Annotated in this window: 20 protein-coding genes; 8 read left to right on the top strand and 12 right to left on the bottom strand. The window is 64.7% G+C overall.

The genetic code is table 11. The features are described from left to right. Window positions 1–14: 14 nt before the first annotated feature. From GRI48_RS03480 to pgi, 7 genes are all read right to left on the bottom strand, one after another. Window positions 15–263, bottom strand: a complete 249-nt coding sequence (locus GRI48_RS03480; protein ID WP_160671465.1) for an accessory factor UbiK family protein — start codon at window positions 261–263, stop codon at window positions 15–17. A 40-nt stretch (window positions 264–303) separates the two neighbouring features. Beyond that, entirely contained in the window at window positions 304–855 is a 552-nt protein-coding gene (locus GRI48_RS03485; protein WP_160671468.1) for a TspO/MBR family protein, read from the bottom strand. A gap of 125 nt (window positions 856–980) precedes the next feature. Further along, window positions 981–1,778 carry a hypothetical protein gene (locus GRI48_RS03490; RefSeq protein ID WP_160671472.1) on the bottom strand — a complete coding sequence of 266 codons (798 nt, stop codon included), beginning with the start codon at window positions 1,776–1,778 and terminating at the stop codon, window positions 981–983. Window positions 1,779–1,911: 133 nt separating this feature from the next. Further along, window positions 1,912–3,276, bottom strand: coding sequence for a glutathione-disulfide reductase (gorA, locus tag GRI48_RS03495; protein ID WP_160671475.1), 1,365 nt, complete (start codon window positions 3,274–3,276; stop codon window positions 1,912–1,914). Between the two features lie 73 nt (window positions 3,277–3,349). Continuing rightward, on the bottom strand, window positions 3,350–4,774 hold the full coding sequence (locus GRI48_RS03500; RefSeq protein WP_160671478.1) for a DEAD/DEAH box helicase: 1,425 nt from the start codon (window positions 4,772–4,774) through the stop codon (window positions 3,350–3,352). A gap of 228 nt (window positions 4,775–5,002) precedes the next feature. After that, window positions 5,003–6,118 carry a GAF domain-containing protein gene (locus GRI48_RS03505; protein ID WP_160671481.1) on the bottom strand — a complete coding sequence of 372 codons (1,116 nt, stop codon included), beginning with the start codon at window positions 6,116–6,118 and terminating at the stop codon, window positions 5,003–5,005. A gap of 124 nt (window positions 6,119–6,242) precedes the next feature. After that, the gene (pgi, locus tag GRI48_RS03510) at window positions 6,243–7,772 is read right to left on the bottom strand and encodes a glucose-6-phosphate isomerase (RefSeq protein WP_160675323.1); all 1,530 of its coding nucleotides are present in this window, start codon (window positions 7,770–7,772) and stop codon (window positions 6,243–6,245) included. A 71-nt stretch (window positions 7,773–7,843) separates the two neighbouring features. On the opposite strand from pgi, the gene lepB reads away from it, so the two are divergent. The 3 genes from lepB to era are packed head-to-tail and all read left to right on the top strand — an operon-like array spanning window position 7,844 to window position 10,274. Then, window positions 7,844–8,695 carry a signal peptidase I gene (gene lepB / locus GRI48_RS03515; RefSeq protein WP_160671484.1) on the top strand — a complete coding sequence of 284 codons (852 nt, stop codon included), beginning with the start codon at window positions 7,844–7,846 and terminating at the stop codon, window positions 8,693–8,695. Next, window positions 8,692–9,363, top strand: coding sequence for a ribonuclease III (gene rnc / locus GRI48_RS14250; protein ID WP_237451714.1), 672 nt, complete (start codon window positions 8,692–8,694; stop codon window positions 9,361–9,363). Before lepB ends, rnc begins: the two co-directional genes overlap by 4 nt. Continuing rightward, window positions 9,360–10,274, top strand: coding sequence for a GTPase Era (era, locus tag GRI48_RS03525; protein WP_160671487.1), 915 nt, complete (start codon window positions 9,360–9,362; stop codon window positions 10,272–10,274). The genes rnc and era overlap by 4 nt, the downstream gene beginning before the upstream one ends. Window positions 10,275–10,322: 48 nt before the next feature. On the opposite strand, the gene GRI48_RS03530 is transcribed toward era, so the two are convergent. The 5 genes from GRI48_RS03530 to plsY all read right to left on the bottom strand — a co-directional run bounded on the left by GRI48_RS03530 (window position 10,323) and on the right by plsY (window position 16,119). Continuing rightward, complete coding sequence (locus GRI48_RS03530; RefSeq protein ID WP_160671490.1) at window positions 10,323–10,505, bottom strand: hypothetical protein; 183 nt, start codon at window positions 10,503–10,505, stop codon at window positions 10,323–10,325. Then, entirely contained in the window at window positions 10,505–13,072 is a 2,568-nt protein-coding gene (topA, locus tag GRI48_RS03535; protein ID WP_160671493.1) for a type I DNA topoisomerase, read from the bottom strand. The genes GRI48_RS03530 and topA overlap by 1 nt, the downstream gene beginning before the upstream one ends. A gap of 163 nt (window positions 13,073–13,235) precedes the next feature. Next, complete coding sequence (locus GRI48_RS03540) at window positions 13,236–14,237, bottom strand: hypothetical protein (protein ID WP_237451716.1); 1,002 nt, start codon at window positions 14,235–14,237, stop codon at window positions 13,236–13,238. Window positions 14,238–14,365: 128 nt separating this feature from the next. Further along, the gene (dprA, locus tag GRI48_RS03545) at window positions 14,366–15,478 is read right to left on the bottom strand and encodes a DNA-processing protein DprA (RefSeq protein ID WP_160671496.1); all 1,113 of its coding nucleotides are present in this window, start codon (window positions 15,476–15,478) and stop codon (window positions 14,366–14,368) included. A 53-nt stretch (window positions 15,479–15,531) separates the two neighbouring features. After that, window positions 15,532–16,119, bottom strand: a complete 588-nt coding sequence (gene plsY, locus GRI48_RS03550; protein ID WP_160671499.1) for a glycerol-3-phosphate 1-O-acyltransferase PlsY — start codon at window positions 16,117–16,119, stop codon at window positions 15,532–15,534. 142 nt (window positions 16,120–16,261) lie between these two features. Here plsY and murI point away from each other — a divergent pair, with 142 nt between their 5' ends. The 5 genes from murI to GRI48_RS03575 all read left to right on the top strand — a co-directional run bounded on the left by murI (window position 16,262) and on the right by GRI48_RS03575 (window position 20,958). Then, window positions 16,262–17,032, top strand: a complete 771-nt coding sequence (murI, locus tag GRI48_RS03555; protein WP_160671502.1) for a glutamate racemase — start codon at window positions 16,262–16,264, stop codon at window positions 17,030–17,032. A 115-nt stretch (window positions 17,033–17,147) separates the two neighbouring features. Then, complete coding sequence (gene hemA / locus GRI48_RS03560; protein ID WP_160671505.1) at window positions 17,148–18,368, top strand: 5-aminolevulinate synthase; 1,221 nt, start codon at window positions 17,148–17,150, stop codon at window positions 18,366–18,368. A 171-nt stretch (window positions 18,369–18,539) separates the two neighbouring features. Further along, the gene (locus GRI48_RS03565) at window positions 18,540–19,400 is read left to right on the top strand and encodes a TauD/TfdA dioxygenase family protein (protein ID WP_160671508.1); all 861 of its coding nucleotides are present in this window, start codon (window positions 18,540–18,542) and stop codon (window positions 19,398–19,400) included. An 80-nt stretch (window positions 19,401–19,480) separates the two neighbouring features. Continuing rightward, entirely contained in the window at window positions 19,481–20,185 is a 705-nt protein-coding gene (locus GRI48_RS03570) for a nitroreductase (RefSeq protein WP_160671511.1), read from the top strand. Beyond that, window positions 20,185–20,958, top strand: coding sequence for a hypothetical protein (locus GRI48_RS03575; protein ID WP_160671514.1), 774 nt, complete (start codon window positions 20,185–20,187; stop codon window positions 20,956–20,958). The genes GRI48_RS03570 and GRI48_RS03575 overlap by 1 nt, the downstream gene beginning before the upstream one ends. Window position 20,959 lies beyond the last annotated feature (1 nt).

Genomic DNA, 20,959 nt, shown 5'->3' on the forward strand with positions numbered 1-20,959 from the left:
TAGCGCGTTCGGGATCAGGATTTCAGCTTCGCTTCGAGCGCGGCGACGCGGGCTTTCAGATCGTCCGCCTCTTCGCGCGCCTTTGCGGCCATCGCCTTGACCGCGTCGAATTCCTCGCGGCTGACGAAATCCATGCCGCCGACCGCTTCGCGCACGCGCTCGCGCGCGCTCTCGCGCGCCTCGCGGGTCATGCCGGCAAAAGTGCCTGCTGCGCCGTTGGCGAGCTTGACGAGATCGGCGATCAGGGGGTTCTGGCTTTGCATGGCAAGCTATGTGGCGAGGCCGCAGCGCTATCGCAAGCCCTTACAGGCGCACCCTCTGCACCGCGCCGCTGTCGCCGGGGACGGCATCGGGGTTCATCACGATGAATTGCCAGTTGAGCACCGTCGCGAACAGGATCCACGCGAGGTACGGGAGCATCAGCACCGCCGCGAGCCGACGCACGCGCCAGAACAGCACGACAGTGATCAGCACCAGCACGTCGAGGACGCCGATCACGACAAGCGCGGCGCGCATGTCCTGCATGCCGAAGAACACGGGCGTCCAGGCCAGGTTGACCAGCAATTGCAGGATGAAGAAGGTTATCGCCAGCCCGCGCCCTCGCGCACCCCAGGCCGCGCAGACCAGCGCCAGCGCGAACCCGATCATCGCGTAAAGGATCGACCAGACGATGCCGAAGGCCGCAGGAGGCGGATAGATTGCCGGTTTTTCGAGGCCATTGAACCACGGATTTTCCGGACCGCTCTGCACCACCATGCCCGAAAGGAAGCCGAGCAGCATGACGGCCGGTACGGTCAGAAGTGCCCAGCGGAAGAAACTTGCCCGCAATTGGCCACGCGATGCCAGTACGTTCATTCGGCCTCCCGGAAGGTGGTTAACGCGATTCGGACCCATAGCCGTATACGCAGCCCCTTGTCAGACGCGCAACGGCTCGCGCCGTTCCGTGTCCCGCTGCGGACCAGTAGTGAACGCGGCGCTGGTCAGTTGCCGGGCGGTTTGGGCGGAACTCTCAACTCGCGCACATGCGGATACTGGGTCGCGAAGCGCTCTTCCGATTCGGGCGAGCCGACGACGAGAATCTCGCCCGGGCCGCATTTTTCCAGAATCTCGGCCTCAAGCTCCGGGGCGATATAGGCCGATGGCGGACCGCCCCAGTTCATCTGTTCGCCTATCCGCGCGAGCGTGCTGCCGGACACGCGATCGCGCAGGATGAAATAGCCTTCCGCATCGACATCGAGACCGATCTCTTCGTGGAAGAAGGCCAGCTTCTGCGGGGTCCCGTCGCCGGTATCGCCGTAAAAGCAGCCGTCGCGCAGCTCGACCCGGCCCCACAGCAGCGCCTCGTTCTGCGCGCCGGTGCGCGCCGTCGAGGCAGGCCAGACGCGGATGCCCTTGGCTGCTGCTTGGGAAACGCGCGGCAGTGCCAGTGCGGGCACGAAAGTCCAGTAGATGTGCGTCGGAAGGGTCCAGCCGTTTTCCTTGGCCCAGGCCTCGAACTCGCTCTCCGGCATTCCGACGTCGATCAGTGAGACCGGACCATCGGGTCCCTTCCCGCTAAGGCCGTAGCCGCTCAGTGCCTTGCGCTGCTCGAGCCGGTCGATCCATGCCTGTCCGATCGCCTTCGCATCGGCTGGAGGGGCCGATGTTGGTTCGCGCCGTACCCATCCGCTATCCGCCAGCGGTGCTTCGGCGAGGAGCGCCTTGTAATCGGGCGTCGGAGCCTTGGTCTGCGTCGCGTAAACGCGCTCCTCACCGCCCTGGACGTCGGCCGCAGCCATCTGGTCGCCAGCGGGCTGGCACCCGGCAACGACTAGCAGCAACGGCAAGTAACATTCTGATCGCACGGCATTGCTCCCCGGTTACCTCATTCTTGCCGCTGTGCCTGAAAGCGCGCTGAATGGGGCCGGAAGCTCAGCGCATGAGGACGAGCTCTTCTGCCATGGTGGGATGGATCGCGGTGGTCGCGTCGAAGTCTTCCTTGGTCAGGCCCGCCTTCACCGCGATCGCCGCGGCCTGCATCATCTCGGGCGCTTCGGGGGCGATCATGTGGATACCGACGATCCGGCCGTTCTCGCCGTCGCAGATCATCTTGAACAGGCTGCGCTCGTTGCGCCCCGCCAGCACGTTCTTCATGGGCCGGAAATCGGAGAGATAGACCTTAACGCTGCCCAGCTTGTTCTTCGCCTCGCCCTCGGTCATCCCGACAGAGGCGATCGGCGGATGGCTGAACACCGCGCTGGGGATACAGCTGTGGTCCACCGCCACCGGATCGCCCTTGCCGAAAACGGTATCGGCGAATGCCTGACCTTCGCGGATGGCGACCGGAGTCAGCTGCACGCGGTCGGTCACATCGCCCACCGCATAGATGTGGTCCACATTGGTCTTGCTGAAACGGTCGACCTTGATCTCGCCATTATCGCCGACTTCGACTCCCGCCTTGTCGAGGCCGAGCCCCTTGGTGTTGGGAACGCGGCCGGTCGCGAACATGACGAGATCGGCCTTCTCCTCGTCGCAGTCGGACATCTTCACGAAGTATCCGCCCTCGTCGCAGGGCTTGATGTATTCGAACGTCGTGTTGAAGCGGAACTTGATCCCCTTCATCGTGCTGATCTGCAACAGGCGGTCGCGGACCGCCTCGTCATACTGGCGCAGCAGGCGGTCGCCGCGATTGACGATATGAACATCACAGCCGAATTCGTTGAAGATGCCGGCGAATTCATTGGCGATGTAGCCACCGCCGGCGATGATGATCTTCTTGGGCAGCTCGTCGAGATGGAATGCCTCGTTGGAGCTGATCGCATGATCGGCGCCCTGACATTCGGGCATGCGGGGATGAGCGCCCGTCGCAATCAGGATGTACTTCGCGGTTACGGTCTTGCCGCTCGCCAGCGTGATCTCGTGCTCGCCGGTAATCTCGGCACGCTCGTGGAAAATGGTGACGTCGTGGTTCTCGAGCGTGTCGGTGTACGCGCCTTCGAGCCGGTCGACATCGGCCAGCACGTTGTCGCGCAGCACCTTCCAGTCGAATTTCTTCTCGCCGATTTCCCAGCCGAACTTCTGGCAATCCTCCAGGTCCTCCGCGAAATGCGCGCCGTAGACGAGCATCTTCTTTGGCACGCAACCGCGGATGACGCAGGTTCCGCCGACGCGGTGCTCCTCCGCGATCGCGACGCGAGCGCCATGCGCGGCCGAAACGCGGCTGGCGCGCACCCCGCCCGACCCCGCACCGATGGTGAAGAGGTCGAAATCATATTCGGTGTTGGTATCGGCGGCCATGCGGCGCTCCTGTCAGGCGTGGGACTGTTGTCTCAGTCCCTTGCCAACAGGAGCCGCGCTGGCAAGTTCCGAATTAGCCGCGGCTGGCGTTCTGCCCGCCTCCGCTGCGATTGCGATTGCGGTTGCGGTTGCCGCCCGGGCGGCCCTGTCCGCCGGCACCCGCTCCGGCGCCCTGCGGCCGACCCTTGCGAGCAGGATGCTTTGCCTTGGGCTTGCGCTGCTGGCCTTCGCCCTGCCCGCCCGCTGCGCCGCTTGCGCCGCGTGCCCCGCCCTTGGGCTTGGGGCTGACGCGCTGGCGCGGCTGCTTGGCCGGCGGCTTCGTCGGGCCAACGCCTTCGACCACGGCGCGGAAATTGTCCGGCAGCGGCAGCCGCTCGAACTCGGCATCGGTGTTGCGGGTAATGTCCTTGAGATAGGCACGCTCGTCCTCGGCGCAGAAGGCGATCGCCACCCCGTCCGCCCCGGCACGCGCGGTCCGCCCGATCCGGTGAACATATTGTTCCGGAACATTGGGCAGCTCGTAATTGATCACGTGGCTGACACCGGGAATGTCGATCCCGCGCGCCGCGACATCGGTCGCGATGAGGATCGGGGTCTTGGCCCGCTTGAACTCGTCGAGCGCGCGCTGGCGCTGCGGCTGGCTCTTGTTGCCGTGGATCGCATTGGCCGGGATGCCGCGCTGGGCCAGCTTCTTCACGACGCGGTCCGCGCCGTGCTTGGTCCGGGTGAAGATCAGCACGCGCTCGAACTTGCCGGGCACCTTGTGGCGCTCGGACAGGATGAGCTCGAGCAGCGCCTGCTTCTCGTCCTGCTGGACCATGAAGAGATACTGGTCGATGCGCTCGGCAGTGGTTGCCGCGGGGGTGACGCTGACCTTGACCGGGTCGTGGCAGTACTTGCCCACCAGTTCCTGGATCTGCTTGGGCATGGTGGCGCTGAAGAACAGCGTCTGGCGGTCGTCGGGGACCAGTTCGCTGATCTTGCGCAGCGCGTGGATGAAGCCGAGGTCGAGCATCTGGTCGGCCTCGTCGAGCACCAGCACCTCGACCGCGTCGAGACGGAAGGCCTTCTGGTCGATCAGGTCGAGCAGGCGGCCCGGCGTCGCGACGAGGATGTCGGTTCCCCGATGCAGCTTGTTGCGATCCTTGTTGACGGAGGTTCCGCCGACGATCGAATGCACCTTGAGGCCCGCCAGCGCGCCGTAATCCTTGGCACTCTGGGCGATCTGGCCGGCAAGTTCGCGCGTCGGTGCAAGCACCAGCATGCGACAGCTCTTGAACGGGGTCTGGTTGTCGGCAGCCCGCAGCCGGTCGATCGAGGGCAACATGAAGGCTGCGGTCTTGCCGGTCCCGGTCTGGGCGATGCCCATAAGGTCGCGCCCTTCGAGCACGGGCGGAATGGCCTGCGCCTGGATCGGCGTGGGTTCGGAATAGCCCTTGAGATCGAGGGCCTGGAGGACGGGCTGCGACAGCCCGAGTTGGTCGAAAGTGATCGTCATGAAGTAACTCGCATCATGTGCGATGGCGCGCGCAGGCCATCGGCCACGGCGCACGTGTCGCGTCGGTTGAAACCGCCCGCGTGAATAGGGAAGTCTTGGGAAAAACGTCGAAGCTACGGCCGGGGCGGAGGTCTGTCTGTCATCCGCCGCTTCACGCTGGCTGCGTGCTTCGCTTGGACGGGCAGATGGATGCTGCGCTGCAAAAAGTCAATGCCAAACGGCCGATCGTCAAACCCGCGGCGCGGTCAGAACCTCTTGCGGAAGGAAGAACCGCTTGTTCGCCGTGAGCACGTAATCGAAGCCGCCAGGCGAGAAATCGAGCGTTGCCCGCCCGTCCAGCCCGCGCGGCGCGATATCGCGCAGGATGCGCGATCCGAAGCCTTCGGTGATCGCGTTGCGCTGCCCGGTCACGGAGAAATTCTCGCTCCACTTGATCGTGACCCCCTCGGCATGATCGGTGTCGAGGACGATGGTACCGTCATCGCTCGCGAGCGCGCCGTGTTTGGTCGCATTCGTGGCGAGTTCGTTGAGGACGAGAGTGACGAGGAAAGCGCCGCGCTCCGACACCATCAGGTCGTGGCTGTCCTCGACCTTGATGCGCCCGGCTGCCACGGCAGCCGAGAACGGCAGCAGGGCGTTCTTGACGAGGTCGCGAAACGGGACGCTGTCGTACTTGTTCGCGGCAAAGAGCGTCTGCACCTGCGACATCGTGCGGATGTTGTCGTTGAGCTTGCGCATGAAGCTCTGCACGTCGGCTTCCGACTTGCCGATCAACGACGCGACACCGGAAACCTGGGCGTAGAGATTGCCCATCCGGTGCTGCAATTCGCGATTGATGACCTCGAGATCGTCGATCTCGCGTTCCCGCGCGGCCGATTCGATCTCGTTCATCACGCCGCGCGCCAGATCGCGCAGGATGTCGCGCTCGATCTGCGAGAACTCCTCGCGCGGTACGTGGTCGATGACGCAGAGCGACCCGATCGCATGGCCCGAGGCGGTGACGAGCGGCGCGCCTGCGTAGAAAGCCACCGGCTTGTCGCTCGCGGTCACGAGGGGATTGGTGCGGAAACGCTCGTCCCGGGTCGCGTCGAGCACGACCATGACCTCCTCCGGCTTGCGAATGGCGTGATCGCAGAAGGATACGCTGCGCGGGGTCTGCTGCACTTCCATACCGACCCTGGACTTGAACCACTGGCGGTCCAGATCGACGAGCGAAATCAGGGCGACGGGTGCGCGAAGCGTGTTGCTCGCCAGGCGGGTCAGGCGATCGAATCGCTCCTCGCCTTCGGTGTCGAGGAGACCGGTCGCAATCAAGCTGCGCAGGCGCTCGTCTTCTATCGACATGGTAGTGCTGCTTCTCCGCACGTGCCTCGCCATCTCGGCACTAGGCCGAGCGCCATACAAGGTGGCTCACGCAGCGGCAATATCAATGCGTAAGAAACTGTATTACCAAGGTTTTCAGCACTACCTACGATAGCCCGGCAGCCGCCAGCAGCGCCTGTGTGCTGGCATCGAAGGTCTCGCCGCCCGCTTCGATCTTCTTCGCCATCTGCTTGCCGAGTTCGACGCCGAACTGGTCGAACGGATTGATCCCCATCAGCACCGCGTTGGCGAACGTGCGATGCTCGTGAAACGCGATCAGCGCCCCGAGCGTGGCGGCATCGATATCGTCGCACAGGATCGTCGCGCTCGGCCGGTTGCCGGGGAACGCGCGCGCGGGATCTTTGCCATCGGCCGCCATATTGCCGCCCGCCATCAGCGCCGCCCCTTGCGCGAAGCAATTGGTCAGCAGGATGCGGTGGTGGGCCGGGTCGAGCTCGTCGCCCGGCGCGATGCTGGCGACGAAATCGACCGGGATCAGGTGCGTGCCCTGGTGGAGCAACTGGAACACCGCGTGCTGCGCATCCGTGCCTACCCCGCCCCAGGTGATCGGCGCGGTCGGCGCATCGATGGCATTGCCGGATGCCGTCACGCCCTTCCCGTTCGATTCCATCTCAAGCTGCTGGAGATAATCGGGCAGCAGCGCCAGCCGCTCGTCATAGGCGAAGCAGGCGCGGGTCTGGCAGCCGCGGATGCGCGAATAATACTGGTCGGCGAAAGCGGCGCGCAGGGGCAGGTTCGCCCGCCCGTCCGCCTGCGCGAAATGCGTGTCGACCGCCTCTGCACCTTCGAGCATTGCGGCAAAGTCCTCCCAACCGACCGCGAGCGCGACGGGAAAGCCGATGCTCGACCACAGGGAATAGCGCCCGCCGACGCTTTCGGGGAACGGCAGCACGCGGGTCTCGTCCACGCCCCAGTCGACTGCCTTTTCGGGCGATGCGGTGAGCGCAACGACCCGCCCATGCGGATCGGACACGCCGTTGTCGCCCAACCATTTGAGCGCGCTGGCCGCATTGGTCATCGTCTCGATCGTGGTGAAGGTCTTGGACGCCACCGCGATCAGGGTCGTTTTCGGGTCGCAGGCGGCAAAGGCCTGCTCCATCGCCAGCCCGTCGATGTTCGAGACGACGTGGACGTCCACCAGCTTCAAATCGCGGGTCAGCGCATCCACTGCCAGCGCGGGACCCAGCGCGCTGCCGCCGATACCGATGTGGATGAGATGGTTCACGTCTCCCAGGGCGCCCTGGTGGATCGCCTCCACCAGCATCCGCATCCGCGCATGCAGCGCCTGCGCTTCCTCCACGTCCGCCTCGTCGCCGGTGCCGCGTTGTGCGGTGTGAGTTGCCGCGCGTCCCTCGGTCACGTTGACTTGCTTGCCGGACAGCAGCGCCGTGCGCTTGCCATCGAAATCGCAGGCTTGCGCAAGCGCCTCGAAATCGGCGAGCAGATCGTCTTCGAGATGGGTCTTGGACCAGTCGAACCGGATCCCGGTCTCGGCCTCGCCCGCCCCCCAGGCGATCCGCCCGGTCAGCTTTTCCACCCTCCCGGGGTCTGCGGCAAACAGCTCCTCCAGCGTAGGGTCGTCATGCAGGCCGATCGCTCTCCATGCGTCTTCGATCCTGTCTGCTCCGGCATCGCTCACGTGAAAATCCTTTTATGGCGCGTGGGGTGCGGTTAGAGGCCGTCGCGATGAATGTTAAGGACCAAACCGCGGCCCAGGCGCCTGCCGAGCCCCCGGAGGCTGCGGCCGCCGACAGGAAGAACAAGAAGGAGGACGGCAGCTTCATCGTCTTCCTGATCAAGCTGGCGGTAGTCGTGCTGATCTTCCGCAGCTTCATCTTCTCGCCCTTCACGATACCGTCGGAAAGCATGCTGCCCAAGCTGATGAACGGCGATTACCTGCTGGCGGCGAAGTGGCCTTACGGCTTCTCGAAATATTCCCTCCCGGGCGAGCTGGACGTCTTCGACGGCCGCGCTTTGGCGAGCCAGCCCGAGCGCGGCGACGTCGTCATCTTCAAGCACCCGATCGACAAGGTCGACTACATCAAGCGGGTCATCGGCCTGCCTGGCGACACGATCGCGATGGTCAACGGCCAGCTGGTGCTCAACGGAGAGATGGTGGCGAAAAAGCGGGTCGGGGATTTCATCCTGCCGGTAAGCGACAACACGACCTGCGCATGGGGCGCGGTGGAAGAGCGCGAGACCAGCGGCAGGGACGTGTGCCGCTATACCCGGTTCCGCGAGACGCTGCCTTCGGGCAAGAGTTACGAAGTGCTCGATTTCGGGTCCGGCCCGGCGGACAATTACGGCCCAACGATAGTGCCCGAAGGATCGATGTTCGTCATGGGCGACAACCGCGACAATTCGCAGGACAGCCGCTTCACCGCCGCGCCCGGTGGCGGGGTCGGCATCGTCTCACAGGACCTGCTGGTCGGCAAGGCGACCGTGGTGCTGTGGTCTACGGATGGCGGGGCGGAATGGCTGCTGCCATGGACCTGGTTTACCGCGGCGCGCTGGAACCGGATCGGAACGACATTTTGAGCAAGCTCGCACCTGAAACCCGCGCCTGGCTCGAACAGTCCGGCTTTACGGTCGGCGACGAGGCCTTGTGGCACGCTGCGCTGACGCACGGCAGCATGGACGAGGACCAGGATTACGAGCGGCTGGAGTTTCTCGGCGACCGGGTCCTGGGCCTGGCGATCGCGGCCTGGCTCTTCGAACGCGAGCTGTCGCCCGAAGGCACCTTGTCGCAGCAGCTCAACGCTCTCGTCAGCCGCGAGATGTGTGCCCGCGTCGGGCGTGGCATCGGCCTTGGCGAACATGTCCGGATTTCCAAGCAGGCGCGCAGCGACGGCGGCGCGGACAGCGACAACATCCTCGGCGATGTCATGGAATCGCTTCTCGGGGCGCATTTCCTTGAACAGGGTTTCGCACCTTCTGCCGATCTCGTGCGCAACCTGTGGCGGCCCGCTATCGAGAGCGGTGCGGGCCGGGACAAGCATCCCAAGAGCGCGCTGCAGGAATGGGCGGCGGGCAACCAGCGCAAGCCCCCGGTCTACGAGGTCACCGACCGCTCCGGCCCCGATCACGCGGCAAAATTCACCGTCAGGGTGACCGTCCACAAGGTCGGCGAGGCCGAGGCGACCGCATCGAGCAAGCAGGAAGCGGAGACCGCCGCCGCGCGTGCCTTCATGGAGAAATTCGCGTGAGCCAGTCACAAACCCGCTGCGGCGTTGCCGCGATCATCGGCGCGCCCAATGCCGGCAAGTCGACGCTGGTCAATGCGCTCGTCGGGCAGAAGGTCGCCATCACCAGCGCCAAGGCGCAGACCACCCGCGCACGCCTGATGGGCATTGCTCTGCATTCCGGCGAGGATGCCGAGACGCAGATCATCCTCGTCGATACGCCGGGAATCTTCGCGCCGCGCCGCCGCCTCGACCGGGCGATGGTCAGCGCCGCATGGGACGGGGCCCAGGCAGCCGATGCGGTGCTGCTGGTCGTCGACCCCGTGAAGCAACGCCGGCACGAACTGATCCCGCTGCTCGAGCAGCTGGCGAACCGACCGGAGCGCAAGATCCTCGTCCTCAACAAGGTCGATATCTCGAAGAAGGAGCCGCTGCTCGCGCTCGCGCAGGAATTGTCGCAAACGGCCAGTTTCGACGAGGTGTTCTTCGTCTCCGCTTTGACCGGCGACGGGGTCACTGAGCTGAAGGACGCGCTTGCCGCGATGATGCCCGAAGGTCCCTGGCATTATCCCGAGGACCAGGTTTCGGATGCGAGCGAGCGCCTGCTTGCCGCGGAAGTCACCCGCGAGCAGCTCTACCAGCAACTGCACGAGGAACTGCCCTACGATTCGGCCGTGCGCCCGGAAAGCTATCAGGAGCGGCCCGACGGCAGCGTCGAGATCCACCAGCAGATCGTCATCGCCCGCGACAGCCAGAAGCCGATCGTGCTCGGCAAGGGCGGCGCGCGGATCAAGGCCATCGGCGAGGCTGCGAGGAAGGAACTGGCCGATATGCTCGGCCAGAAGGTTCACCTCTTCCTGCACGTCAAGGTCGAGGAAAACTGGGCCGAAAGCCGCGAGATCTTCGAGGAAATCGGCCTGGACTGGGTGAAGTAGAACCCAACCCTTGCCCGCTGAAACTGCCCGGAAGCAGGCAGCGATATCCTACCGCTTCTTCTGGATTTCGATCTTGTTCTTCTTGGCGAAGTCCTTGGTCGACTCCTCGCTGCGGCCGATGGCCTTGGCGATTTCCTTCAGCCCCTTGCCCTTGCCTGCGAGCATGCGCAGCTGGCCCGCCTCGTCGGCTTTCCACGGCTGCTTGTGCCGTTCGAAAAACTCCTTCGCCATCAGTCCGCCTTCGCTGCCTTCTTGGCCGGAGCCTTCTTCTTGGGCGCGGCCTTCTTCTTGGCAGGAGCCTTCTTCTTCGCCTTCTTCTTGGCGGGCCCCTTGGCCGCGCGGGCATCGATCAGCTCGATCGCCTGCGCATCAGTGAGGTCTTCGGGCTTCTGATCCTTGGGAATGGTCGCATTCGTCGTGCCGTCGGTGACGTAGGGTCCGTAACGACCCGGCATCACCTTCATCTCGGCACCGCTGGTCGGATGCTCGCCCAACGTCTTGATCGGTTCGGCCTTGCCGCGCCCTCTGCCCTTGCGATTGGCTGCTTCGGCCAGGATCGTGACTGCAGCATTCATCCCGACATCGAACACGTCGCTTGTCGAGCCGAGCTTGCCGTACTTCCCATCATGCCGCAGGTAAGGCCCGTAACGCCCTATCGCCGCTTCGATTTCCTTGCCGGTTTCGGGATGCGCGCCGACGATGCGCGGCAGGCTGAGCAACTTGATCGCCCACTCCAGGTCGAAGTCCGGCAGGTCCTTCGGGATGCTCGCCCGCTTCTTCGCCCCGTCAACTTCCATTTCGACATAGGGGCCGAACCGGCCGGTCTTTCGCTCGACCTGTGCGCCGGTCTCCGGGTCGGTGCCCATGACCCCGTCCTCGCCCGCGCCGTCCTCTTCTCCGCCCGGCTGGGCAAAGCGGCGGGTGTACTTGCATTCAGGGTAGTTCACGCAGGCGATGAAAGCGCCGTAACGGCCGCCGCGCAGATGCAGCTCGCCGCCTGCGCGCCCCTCGTCGCGGCACAGCGGGCAGGCCCGCGGATCGCTCCCGTCGGCGGTCGGCGGGAAGAGATAGTCGGACAGATACTCGTCGAGCGCCTCGGTCACTTCCGAGGGCTTCTTGTCCATCACCTCTTCGGTCTTCGGCTTGAAATCGCGCCAGAACTGCTCGAGCAAGGTCTTCCACTGCTCGTCCCCGGCGGAGACCTCGTCGAGCTCGTCTTCCATCTCGGCGGTGAAATCGTATCCGACGTAGCGGGTGAAGAACCGTTCGAGAAAAGCTGTCAGCAAGCGGCCCGATTCCTCTGCGAAGAAACGGTTTTTCTCCATCCGGACATAGTTGCGGTCGCGCAGCGTCTGGATGGTCGAGGCATAGGTCGACGGACGTCCGATGCCCAGTTCCTCCAGCCGCTTGACCAGCGATGCTTCCGAGAAGCGCGGCGGCGGCTGGGTGAAGTGCTGGGTCGCATCGACGCCCGTCTTGGCCGGCGTATCGCCCTTCTTCATCGCGGGCAGCAGGCCGTCATCGTCGCCGTCGTCGCCGTCCGACTTGTCGTCGAACCCTTCCTGGTAGACCGCGAGGAAACCGGCGAACTTCACCACCTGGCCGGTTGCGCGAAGCTCGTGCCGGCCGGTCGGGTCGCGCATCGTCACGGTCGTCCGCTCGAGACTGGCAGCGGCCATCTGACTCGCCATGGCGCGCTTGTAGATGAGGTCGTAGAGCTTGCCTTCGTCGCCCGATCCGGCCCGGTCGCGCATGAAGTTCGTCGGGCGGATCGCCTCGTGCGCTTCCTGCGTGTTCTTGGCCTTGGTCTTGTACATCCGCGGCTTTTCCGGGAGGTAATGCCCGTCGTAGCGCTCGGTGATTGCCTTGCGCGCAGCCGAAATCGCACTGCCGTCCATGCTCACCCCGTCGGTCCGCATGTAGGTGATCGCGCCCGCCTCGTAGAGCGATTGCGCACAGCGCATCGTGTGGCTGGCCGAAAAGCCGAGCTTGCGCGCGGCTTCCTGCTGCAGGGTCGAGGTAGTGAACGGCGGGGCCGGATTGCGCTTCAGTGGCCGGGTCTCGATGTCCTCGACCGTGAAGCGGCCTTCCTCAACGGCCTTCCGAGCCGCCTTGGCAGTGCCTTCCTCGCCGATCGACAGGCGATCGATCTTCTCGCCGTCGTAGCGTACCAGCCGCGCATCGAACGCGGTACCGTCATGCTCCATGTGCGCGACGACCGACCAGTATTCCTGCGGGACGAAAGCCTCGATCTCGCGCTCGCGATCGACGATCAGCCGCAGGGCCACCGACTGGACGCGACCGGCGCTCTTGGCCCCCGGCAGGCGGCGCCACAGCACCGGCGAGAGCGTGAAGCCGTAGAGGTAATCGAGCGCGCGGCGCGCGAGATAGGCGTCGATCAGTGGCTGGTCGAGGTCACGCGGGCTCTTCATCGCCTCGGTCACCGCGTTCTTGGTGATCGCGTTGAAGGTCACGCGATCGACCTTGTCGGGCAGCGCCTTGCGCTTTTTCAGCAGTTCGCGGACGTGCCAGGAAATGGCCTCGCCTTCGCGGTCGGGGTCGGTCGCGAGTACCAGCCGGTCCGCTTTCTTTGCCGCATCGGCGATTTCCTTGAATCGGCTCTGCTTGTCGCGGTAGAGTTCCCAGTCCATCGCGAAGTCCTCGTCCGGGCGGACGCTGCCGTCCTTGGGCGGCAGGTCGCGGACGTGGCCATAGGATGCGAGGACCTTGAAGTCCTTGCCCAGGTACTGCTCGATGGTTTTCGCCTTAGCCGGCGATTCTACAATAACTAGTTGCATTGCGGTTTTTGGAAGCCCTTACGCGTATACGTGTACGTACACGCGAGAGTGGGGTGTGAGATTCGGAGGTGTCAAGCGCGATCGGCGCAAGCCTCGGCCTCGTGATTGCCGCGGGGACGATGCCAAGGCCGCGCCCGCGACACCGCCCCCGTTTGTTTCTCGCCTAACGCTGGGCGGCCATCTGCGCGACGATCCTTTCGTTCGCATTGCCTACGAGGGCCACGGCGCCAGCCTGGTACTGCTCGCCGTTGGCAGTGAACTCGAACTTGCGGGTCTTGCCGAACATCGGCAGGCCGATACCGGCGGCAGCGGCCAGTCCACCAGCGACATTGGCTGCCGACTGGGTTGCCTTCGCGGCACCGGTACTGGCATCGGCGACCTCGATGAACTCGCCGTCGACCGACATCGGCGACGTGATGACGACCTGGTTCTGCTTGCCGTTGGCGCCGATCACGGTCACCTTCGACAGGTCCGGCACGACGGATAGGTTGGCGTTCACTTTCAGACTGCCGCCGAAACTGAAGGCACCCGGACGCTTCTGGTCCGAGAAGTCGATCAGGTAGATCACATCGACCGCGGGCACGCCGCTTTCCTTCGCGTATGTGCCGACCGCCAAGGCGCTGCGCGTGGCCTTCATGTTGCTGCCGATGGAACCGAAACCCCCGCCCAGCGAAACGTCGCCCGGCAGGATCACCTGGATCGGCAGGGCGCTCGGAGCGTAGAAAACCGCTTTGCCTTTGCTCTTCTTCTCGAGCTGGATCGATTCCTCGCTCGGACCGCGATCTGACCCGGCCTTGGCCATGGTTTCGCTAGCGAAGACCGTCGCAGGCGCGATGACCGTCATGCCGGCAGCGGCGAGCCTGGCGGTGAAATCGGCATAGGCCGCATCGGTGATTGCCTGCATCATCTCCGGCGTCACGCCGACCAGCTTGCTTTGCGCCTTGGTCGTCCCCCCGAATGCGCCCATCAGGCCGCCGGTCTTCTTGGTCTGGTCGATCGATTCGAAGATGAAGCCGACGTTGAAGGCCACGACGGCGACCTGCCCGGCGCCCTGTAGCGCGCCCTTGTCCTTGACCTCGAATTCCTTGGCATCCTTGGCAACCACTTCGGCCGCCGGAAAAGAAATCGCCAGGGCAATGCCCATGGCCAGCGCAAATTTACGCATAAGCCCCCCATGTGAATGCTGAAATGACTGCGGTTCGTTGACCGACTGCGCCCCGTTGATCGGTTGGTTAACAGCCGGCCGGGCTTGCAACAAGACGTTGGGCGAGCAACGCCGAACATCCCCGAATTTCAACGGATTGAAACCTTGCCTCCGGCATGGCGCTCAAGCACGCCGGCGATCTCGAGCTCCAGCAGGGCCAGTTGCACGGCAGCGGTGCTTACACCGGACTGGCGAACCAGTTCGTCGACCGAGACTGGCGCATTGCTGAGCAGGCCGGCGATGTCGGCGGGTTCGGCCTCCGACAGTTCCTCGGGCAGGTAATCGAACATGGCGGCCGGCTCGCGAAAGGTCGATCGCGGGCTGCCATCGAAGCCGGAGAGCAGTTCGATGACATCCTCGGGCGACTGGACCAGCACCGCCCCTTCGCGGATCAGGTGGTTGCAGCCGTGCGAGCGCGCATCGAGCGGGCTGCCGGGGATCGCCATGACTTCCCTGCCCGCCTCCCCCGCCAGCCGTGCGGTGATGAGCGAGCCTGACTTGACCGCCGCCTCGACCACGAGCGTGCCACTGGCGAGGCCCGCGATGATGCGGTTGCGGCTCGGAAAGTGGCTGCCGCGCGGCTCGGTCCCCGGGGGCTGCTCGGCGATCAGGAGTCCTTCGCGCGCGATCCGATCCTGCAACGCCTCGTGCTGCGGCGGATAGGCGATGTCGATCCCGCTGGCGATGACGCCGATGGTATGCGGGAACGCACCTTCATGCGCGGCACCGTCGATTCCGCGTGCCAAACCCGAAACCACCACCAATCCCGCTTCGCCGAGCGCCGCACCGAAATCGCGCGCCAGCTTGACCGCGGCGGCGCTGGCGTTGCGCGCCCCGACCATGGCGACACAGGGCTTGCCGGCGAGCGCGATATCGCCGCGCCACGTCAGGATCGGAGGTGCGCTTTCCAGCTGGCCGAGCAGCGAGGGATAGTCCGGCTGGTCGTGGAACAGGTATTTCGCGCCCGCCTTGCGAAGCGCGTCGACCTCGCGCTCGATCCTGTCGACCGGCGCGGCGCGATATTGCCGTCCGCCGCGTTTGCCGAGCTCCGGCAGCGCCTCGAGCGCGTTCGCAGCCGAGCCGAATCGGACCAGCAGTTGCGCGTAGGAGACCGGGCCGATGTTCGGCGAGCGCAGCAGGCGGATGCGTGCGAACGCTTCGTCCTGCGTGAGAGTAACCGGGCAACTGGCGGGCGCATCCATTGCCGACCCGTCGGGCGATGCACCCGCCCGGTCAACTTACGGTGCTGTAAGCGTCAGCCCTTCTTGCTTCCGACCTTCGGTTCCTCGCCCTTCGTCAGCCGGGCGATGTTTTCCCGATGGAGGTACAGGACGACCACCGCGATGGCGGCCAGCACCGGGAAGAACTGGGGGTAACCGAGCAGGGGGGCTGCCGCGGCTGCGGCGACGACGGCGCTCATTCCCGCAAGCGAGCTGATCCGGAATATGGCGAGCACCGAAAGCCAGATGAAGGCATAGACGAGACCGATCGGCCAGCCGAGCCCGAAGGCGACGCCGGCGTTCGTCGCCACGCCCTTGCCGCCCTTGAAGCCGAGCCAGATCGGGAAGCAATGGCCGATCACCGCGGCGCCGGCAGCAAATGCCATCGCCACGTCGTTCCACAAATGCCCCGCGATGAAGACAGGCAGGAAGCCCTTCACCAGGTCCAGCAACAGCGTGGCCGCGGCCAGTCCCTTGTTGCCGGTGCGCAGCACGTTGGTCGCGCCGATGTTGCCGCTGCCAATGTTGCGGACATCGCCCATGCCCGCCGCCTTTGTCAGCAAGAGGCCGAAGGGAATGGATCCGACGAGATAGCCGAGCAGCGCTGCGAATAGTGCGTCCATGTCTCTCCCCTACCCGTTAGCCCCGAGCTTGTCGAAGGGGCGTTCTTTCTTCTAAGCGACCGCGAAAGTGAAGTGCGGGGCTTCGACAAGCTCGGCCCGAACGGAGTTTTCTGTGGACGCCAGCCCCTCTTCCCCCATCCTGATGTTCGATTCCGGCGTCGGCGGGCTGTCGGTGCTCGGCGAACTGCGAAAGGTGCTGCCCCAGGCGCCGATCATCTATGCCGCGGACGAAGCGGGCCTGCCCTATGGCGACAAGAGCGAGGCGGAGATCGCCGCGCGCGTTTCGGGCCTGCTCGGCAGAATGGCCGAACGCTGGCAGCCGCGGCTGATCTGCATCGCCTGCAACACCGCCAGCACTATCGCGCTCGGCATGGTGCGCGACGTCCTCGAAACCCCGATCGTGGGTACGGTCCCCGCGATCAAGCCAGCTGCTGCGATCACGAGGACCGGCGTCTTCGGCCTCCTGGGTACCGAGGCGACGATGCGACAGGCCTATGTCGACGATCTCGAAACCGAGTTCGCTGCCGGCAAGACCCTGCTGCGTCACGGCGCGAACGGGCTGGTACCGCTGGCCGAGGCCAAGCTGCGCGGCGAGCCGGTTTCGATCGATGCCGTGGCCGAAGCGACCAAGGGCCTGCTTCTGCAGGTGCACGGGCAGGAGATCGACACGGTGGTTCTCGCCTGTACGCATTTCCCGCTGCTGGCGGACGAGCTCCACGCGGCGCTGGGCCGTGAGCTGACCTTCGTCGACGGATCGGAAGGGATCGCGCGGCGGATCGCCCAATTGACGCGGGACCAGGCTTTCGAACGCTCGAACCCCGATCGCGCGGTCACCACCGGCGACCTCGCCGAGTTCCGGCAGCTCGCGGACGCCTTTGCAGGCTACGGCATTGCTCGGCTGGAGAAATTCTAGCTGCGAATCGCTCGCAAAGATCGCGGTAGAATTTCGCGGGAAACAGGCCTAAATCGCCCCCGACCAAGGCAGGCACAGACCGGGGCAACCGGCGCCGCAGGATGGACGGACGAGCGTGAACTACGACCAGATCTTCGACAAGGCGATCGACCGCCTCCACGAGGAAGGGCGCTATCGCGTCTTCATCGACATCATGCGCAACAAGGGTGCCTTCCCCAACGCGCGCTGTTTCCACGGCCACAACGGCCCCAAGCCGATCACCGTGTGGTGCTCCAACGATTATCTCGCCATGGGCCAGCACCCCAAGGTGATCGAGGCGATGGAAAACGCGCTGCACGACGTCGGCGCGGGCTCGGGCGGTACGCGCAACATCGGCGGCAACACCCACTTCCATGTCGAGCTCGAACGTGAACTCGCCGACCTGCACGGCAAGGATGGCGCGCTGCTCTTCACCAGCGGCTATGTCTCCAACGACGCCACCCTCTCGACGCTTGCGAAGCTGCTGCCCGGCTGTGTGATTTTCTCCGACGAGCTCAACCACGCGAGCATGATCGCAGGCATCCGCAATTCGGGCTGCGACAAGCGCGTGTTCCGCCACAACGACATCGAGCATCTCGAGGAATTGCTGGCGGCCGAGGATATCGACACGCCCAAGCTGATCGCCTTCGAAAGCGTCTATTCGATGGACGGCGACGTGGCCCCGATCCACGCGATCTGCGACCTGGCAGAAAAGTACAACGCGCTGACCTATATCGACGAAGTCCACGCGGTCGGCATGTATGGCGAACGCGGCGGCGGCATCTCCGAACGCGACGAGGCCGCCCACCGGATCGACATCATCGAAGGTACGCTGGGCAAGGCATTCGGCGTCATGGGCGGCTATATCGCGGCCGACACCAAGGTGATCGACTGCATCCGCAGCTATGCCCCCGGCTTCATCTTCACCACCTCGCTCAGCCCCGTGCTGGTCGCGGGCGTTCTGGCCGCGGTGAAGCATTTGAAATCGAGCTCTGTCGAGCGCGAAGGCCAGCAGGCCGCAGCTGCCGCGCTGAAAGCGAAGTTCCGCGATGCGGGCCTGCCCGTCATGGACAGCACGACCCACATCGTGCCGCTGATGGTCGGCGATCCGGTTCGCGCCAAGAAGATCAGCGACATCCTGCTCGCCGAATACGGCGTCTACGTGCAGCCGATCAATTTCCCGACCGTGCCGCGCGGGACCGAGCGCCTGCGCTTCACGCCCGGCCCTGCGCATAGCGAGCCGATGATGGACGAGTTGACCAACGCGCTGGTCGAGATCTGGGACCGGCTCGAACTGGAACTGAAGAAAGCCGCGTAGTCTCGTCGCTCGTGTGGCGGCTTGCCGCGGGCCATTCTGCCTGGCGCAGGAAAGCGATGTAGCATCGTCGAATGGACGACGAGCAGGCGCTCGAGCACCCCTCCGGAGCGATCCCGCAGCTTGCATAGCCGTGCGGACCGGCGCATCCTCTGTCTCGAGGAGAGACGCACGATGGCCACGATCGCCGACAAGACCACGCTGGACACCGGATCACTCGATATCCGGCCGATGACGCCCGCGATCGGGGCCGAAATCCACGATATCGATCTTGGCGCTCCAGACATCGCCAGCCGCATTCCGGAAATCCGCGCCGCGCTTCTGAAATACGGCGTGATCTTCTTTCGCGAGCAAAGCCTCTCGCGCGCGCAGCACATCGCCTTTGCCAGGTCATTCGGGGAGCTCGAGATCCACCCGGCGACTCCGAAGGACCAGCCCGATCCCGAAGTACTGCGAATCGTGCACGGTCCAGAGAGCCGGGGCAGCGAGAACAACTGGCATTCCGACGTTACCTGGCGCGAATGCCCGTCGCTGGGCTCGATCCTCTACGCGCACGAAGTGCCCGAAGTCGGCGGCGACACATTGTTTGCCAACATGCACCTCGCCTACCAGCGGTTGTCCGAGCAGATGCAGCGCTTTTGCGAAGGGCTGACCGCAGTTCACGATATTGCGCGTGTCTTCGCCAAGCGGCTCGGCAAATCGCCCGAGGAACTCCACGAGCAATATCCGCCGATGCGCCATCCGGTGATCCGCACCCATCCCGAGACCGGTGAACGGGCAATCTACGTGAACACCGGCTTCACCAGCCATATCGAGGGCCTGTCGAAGGACGAGAGCGCCTGGCTGCTCGACCACCTCTACAAGACCGCCTGGGACGTCGAGATCCAGTGCCGGTTCCGCTGGCAGAAGGGCTCCGTCGCCTTCTGGGACAATCGCGTCTGCCAGCACCTCGCAGTCAGCGACTATTTCCCCGCACGCCGGGTAATGGAACGGGTGACGATCGCGGGCGACAAGCCCTTTTTCACCCCCGACTGACCAGCCATTCCCTAGCGGACTTTGCGTGCCCCGCTCGCTGCGCTAGCAGTTGGGCGAAGCCAAGAATTTCAGGAGCGGACATGGCCGGCAATTCCGAGCAGACTTACGAAGAGGTGGTGCGGGGACGCAAGTCGATCCGCGGGTATCAGGACAAGCCGGTCCCGCAGGATCTGATCGAGGAAGTGCTCGAACTGGCGATGCGCTCGCCCTCCTCGATGAACACCCAGCCCTGGCATTTCCACGTCATCACCGGCGAACCGCTCGACCGGATCCGCAAGGGCAATACCGACAACATCCTCGCAGGCGTACCCGACAGCCGCGAATTTCGCCGGGGCGAGCCCTTCGCGGGCGTCCACCGCGATCGGCAGGTCGAGGTCGCCAAGCAACTGTTCGGGGCCATGGGGATCGAGCGCGACGACAAGGACCGTCGGCAGGACTGGGTCCTGCGCGGTTTCCGCCAGTTCGACGCGCCCGTCTGCGTGATCGTCACCTACGACAAGGAACTCGCCGGAAGCGACGATACCGCTTTCGATTGCGGCGCGGTGACCACCAGCCTCGTCAATGCCGCATGGTCGCGCGGCCTCGGCTGCGTCATCAACTCGCAAGGCATCATGCAAAGCCCCGTGGTGCGCGAACATGCGGGGATCCCCGACGACCAAGTCATCATGAAGGCCGTGGCGATGGGCTTTCCCGATTACGACTTTCCCGCCAACGAAGTTTACTCGAACCGGAAACCGGTTGACGAAGCGGCGCGTTTCGTCGGCTTCCCCGATAGAGAGAATTGATGAGCGAACAGATACAGGACCTCGGCCAGGGCTTCCGCACGATCCGCGGCAGCTTCAAGATCGCCGGAATGGTGGACGTCGGCACGCAATGTTCGCTGGTCGAGATGTCCAATGGCGAGTTCGTTTTCCTCGACAGCTATACGCTGCCAGACGAGATCAGGGACGAGGTCTACGAACTGACCGAAAACGGCCGCAAGGTTTCGGCGATCATCAACGTCCACCCGTTCCACACCATCCATTGCGAGTGGATGCATCGCGCCTTCCCGCAGGCGAAACTTTACGGAACGGCGCGTCATCACCGCAAGTGGCCCGACCTGCCGTGGCAGGACGAGACATGCGAAGGGACCAGCTTCCCGGGCCTGTTCCGGCAGGATTTCGAGTTCAGCCAGCCTGCCGGATGCAGGCTCGTGTGCGAAGACGAGAACGTCCACTTCTCGTCGATCCTCGTCTACCACCCGGCAAGCCGGACCATCCACGTCGACGACACCCTGTCCTACCTCGACGCGGCCTTTCCGCTGTCGCTGCTGCCGATGACCGGTCGGCTCGACTTCCACCCGACACTGGGCAAGGCGCTCGAACAGCGGGCAGGAGCGGCCGACGATTTCCGCGAGTGGGCCTACGACATCGGCGTGCGCTGGGCCGACGCGCGCCAGATCGCGGCTGCGCACAACAGCGTCGTCGAGCTGGAGCCGGAGAGTTTTCCCGATCGCATCGGCGAAGCGCTCGGCAGGGTGAAGAAGACCCTCGACGAGCATCGCGAGAAATACGGTTGAG

Origin of the sequence: Qipengyuania oceanensis (assembly GCF_009827535.1) — a bacterium.
GTDB lineage: Bacteria > Pseudomonadota > Alphaproteobacteria > Sphingomonadales > Sphingomonadaceae > Qipengyuania_C > Qipengyuania_C oceanensis.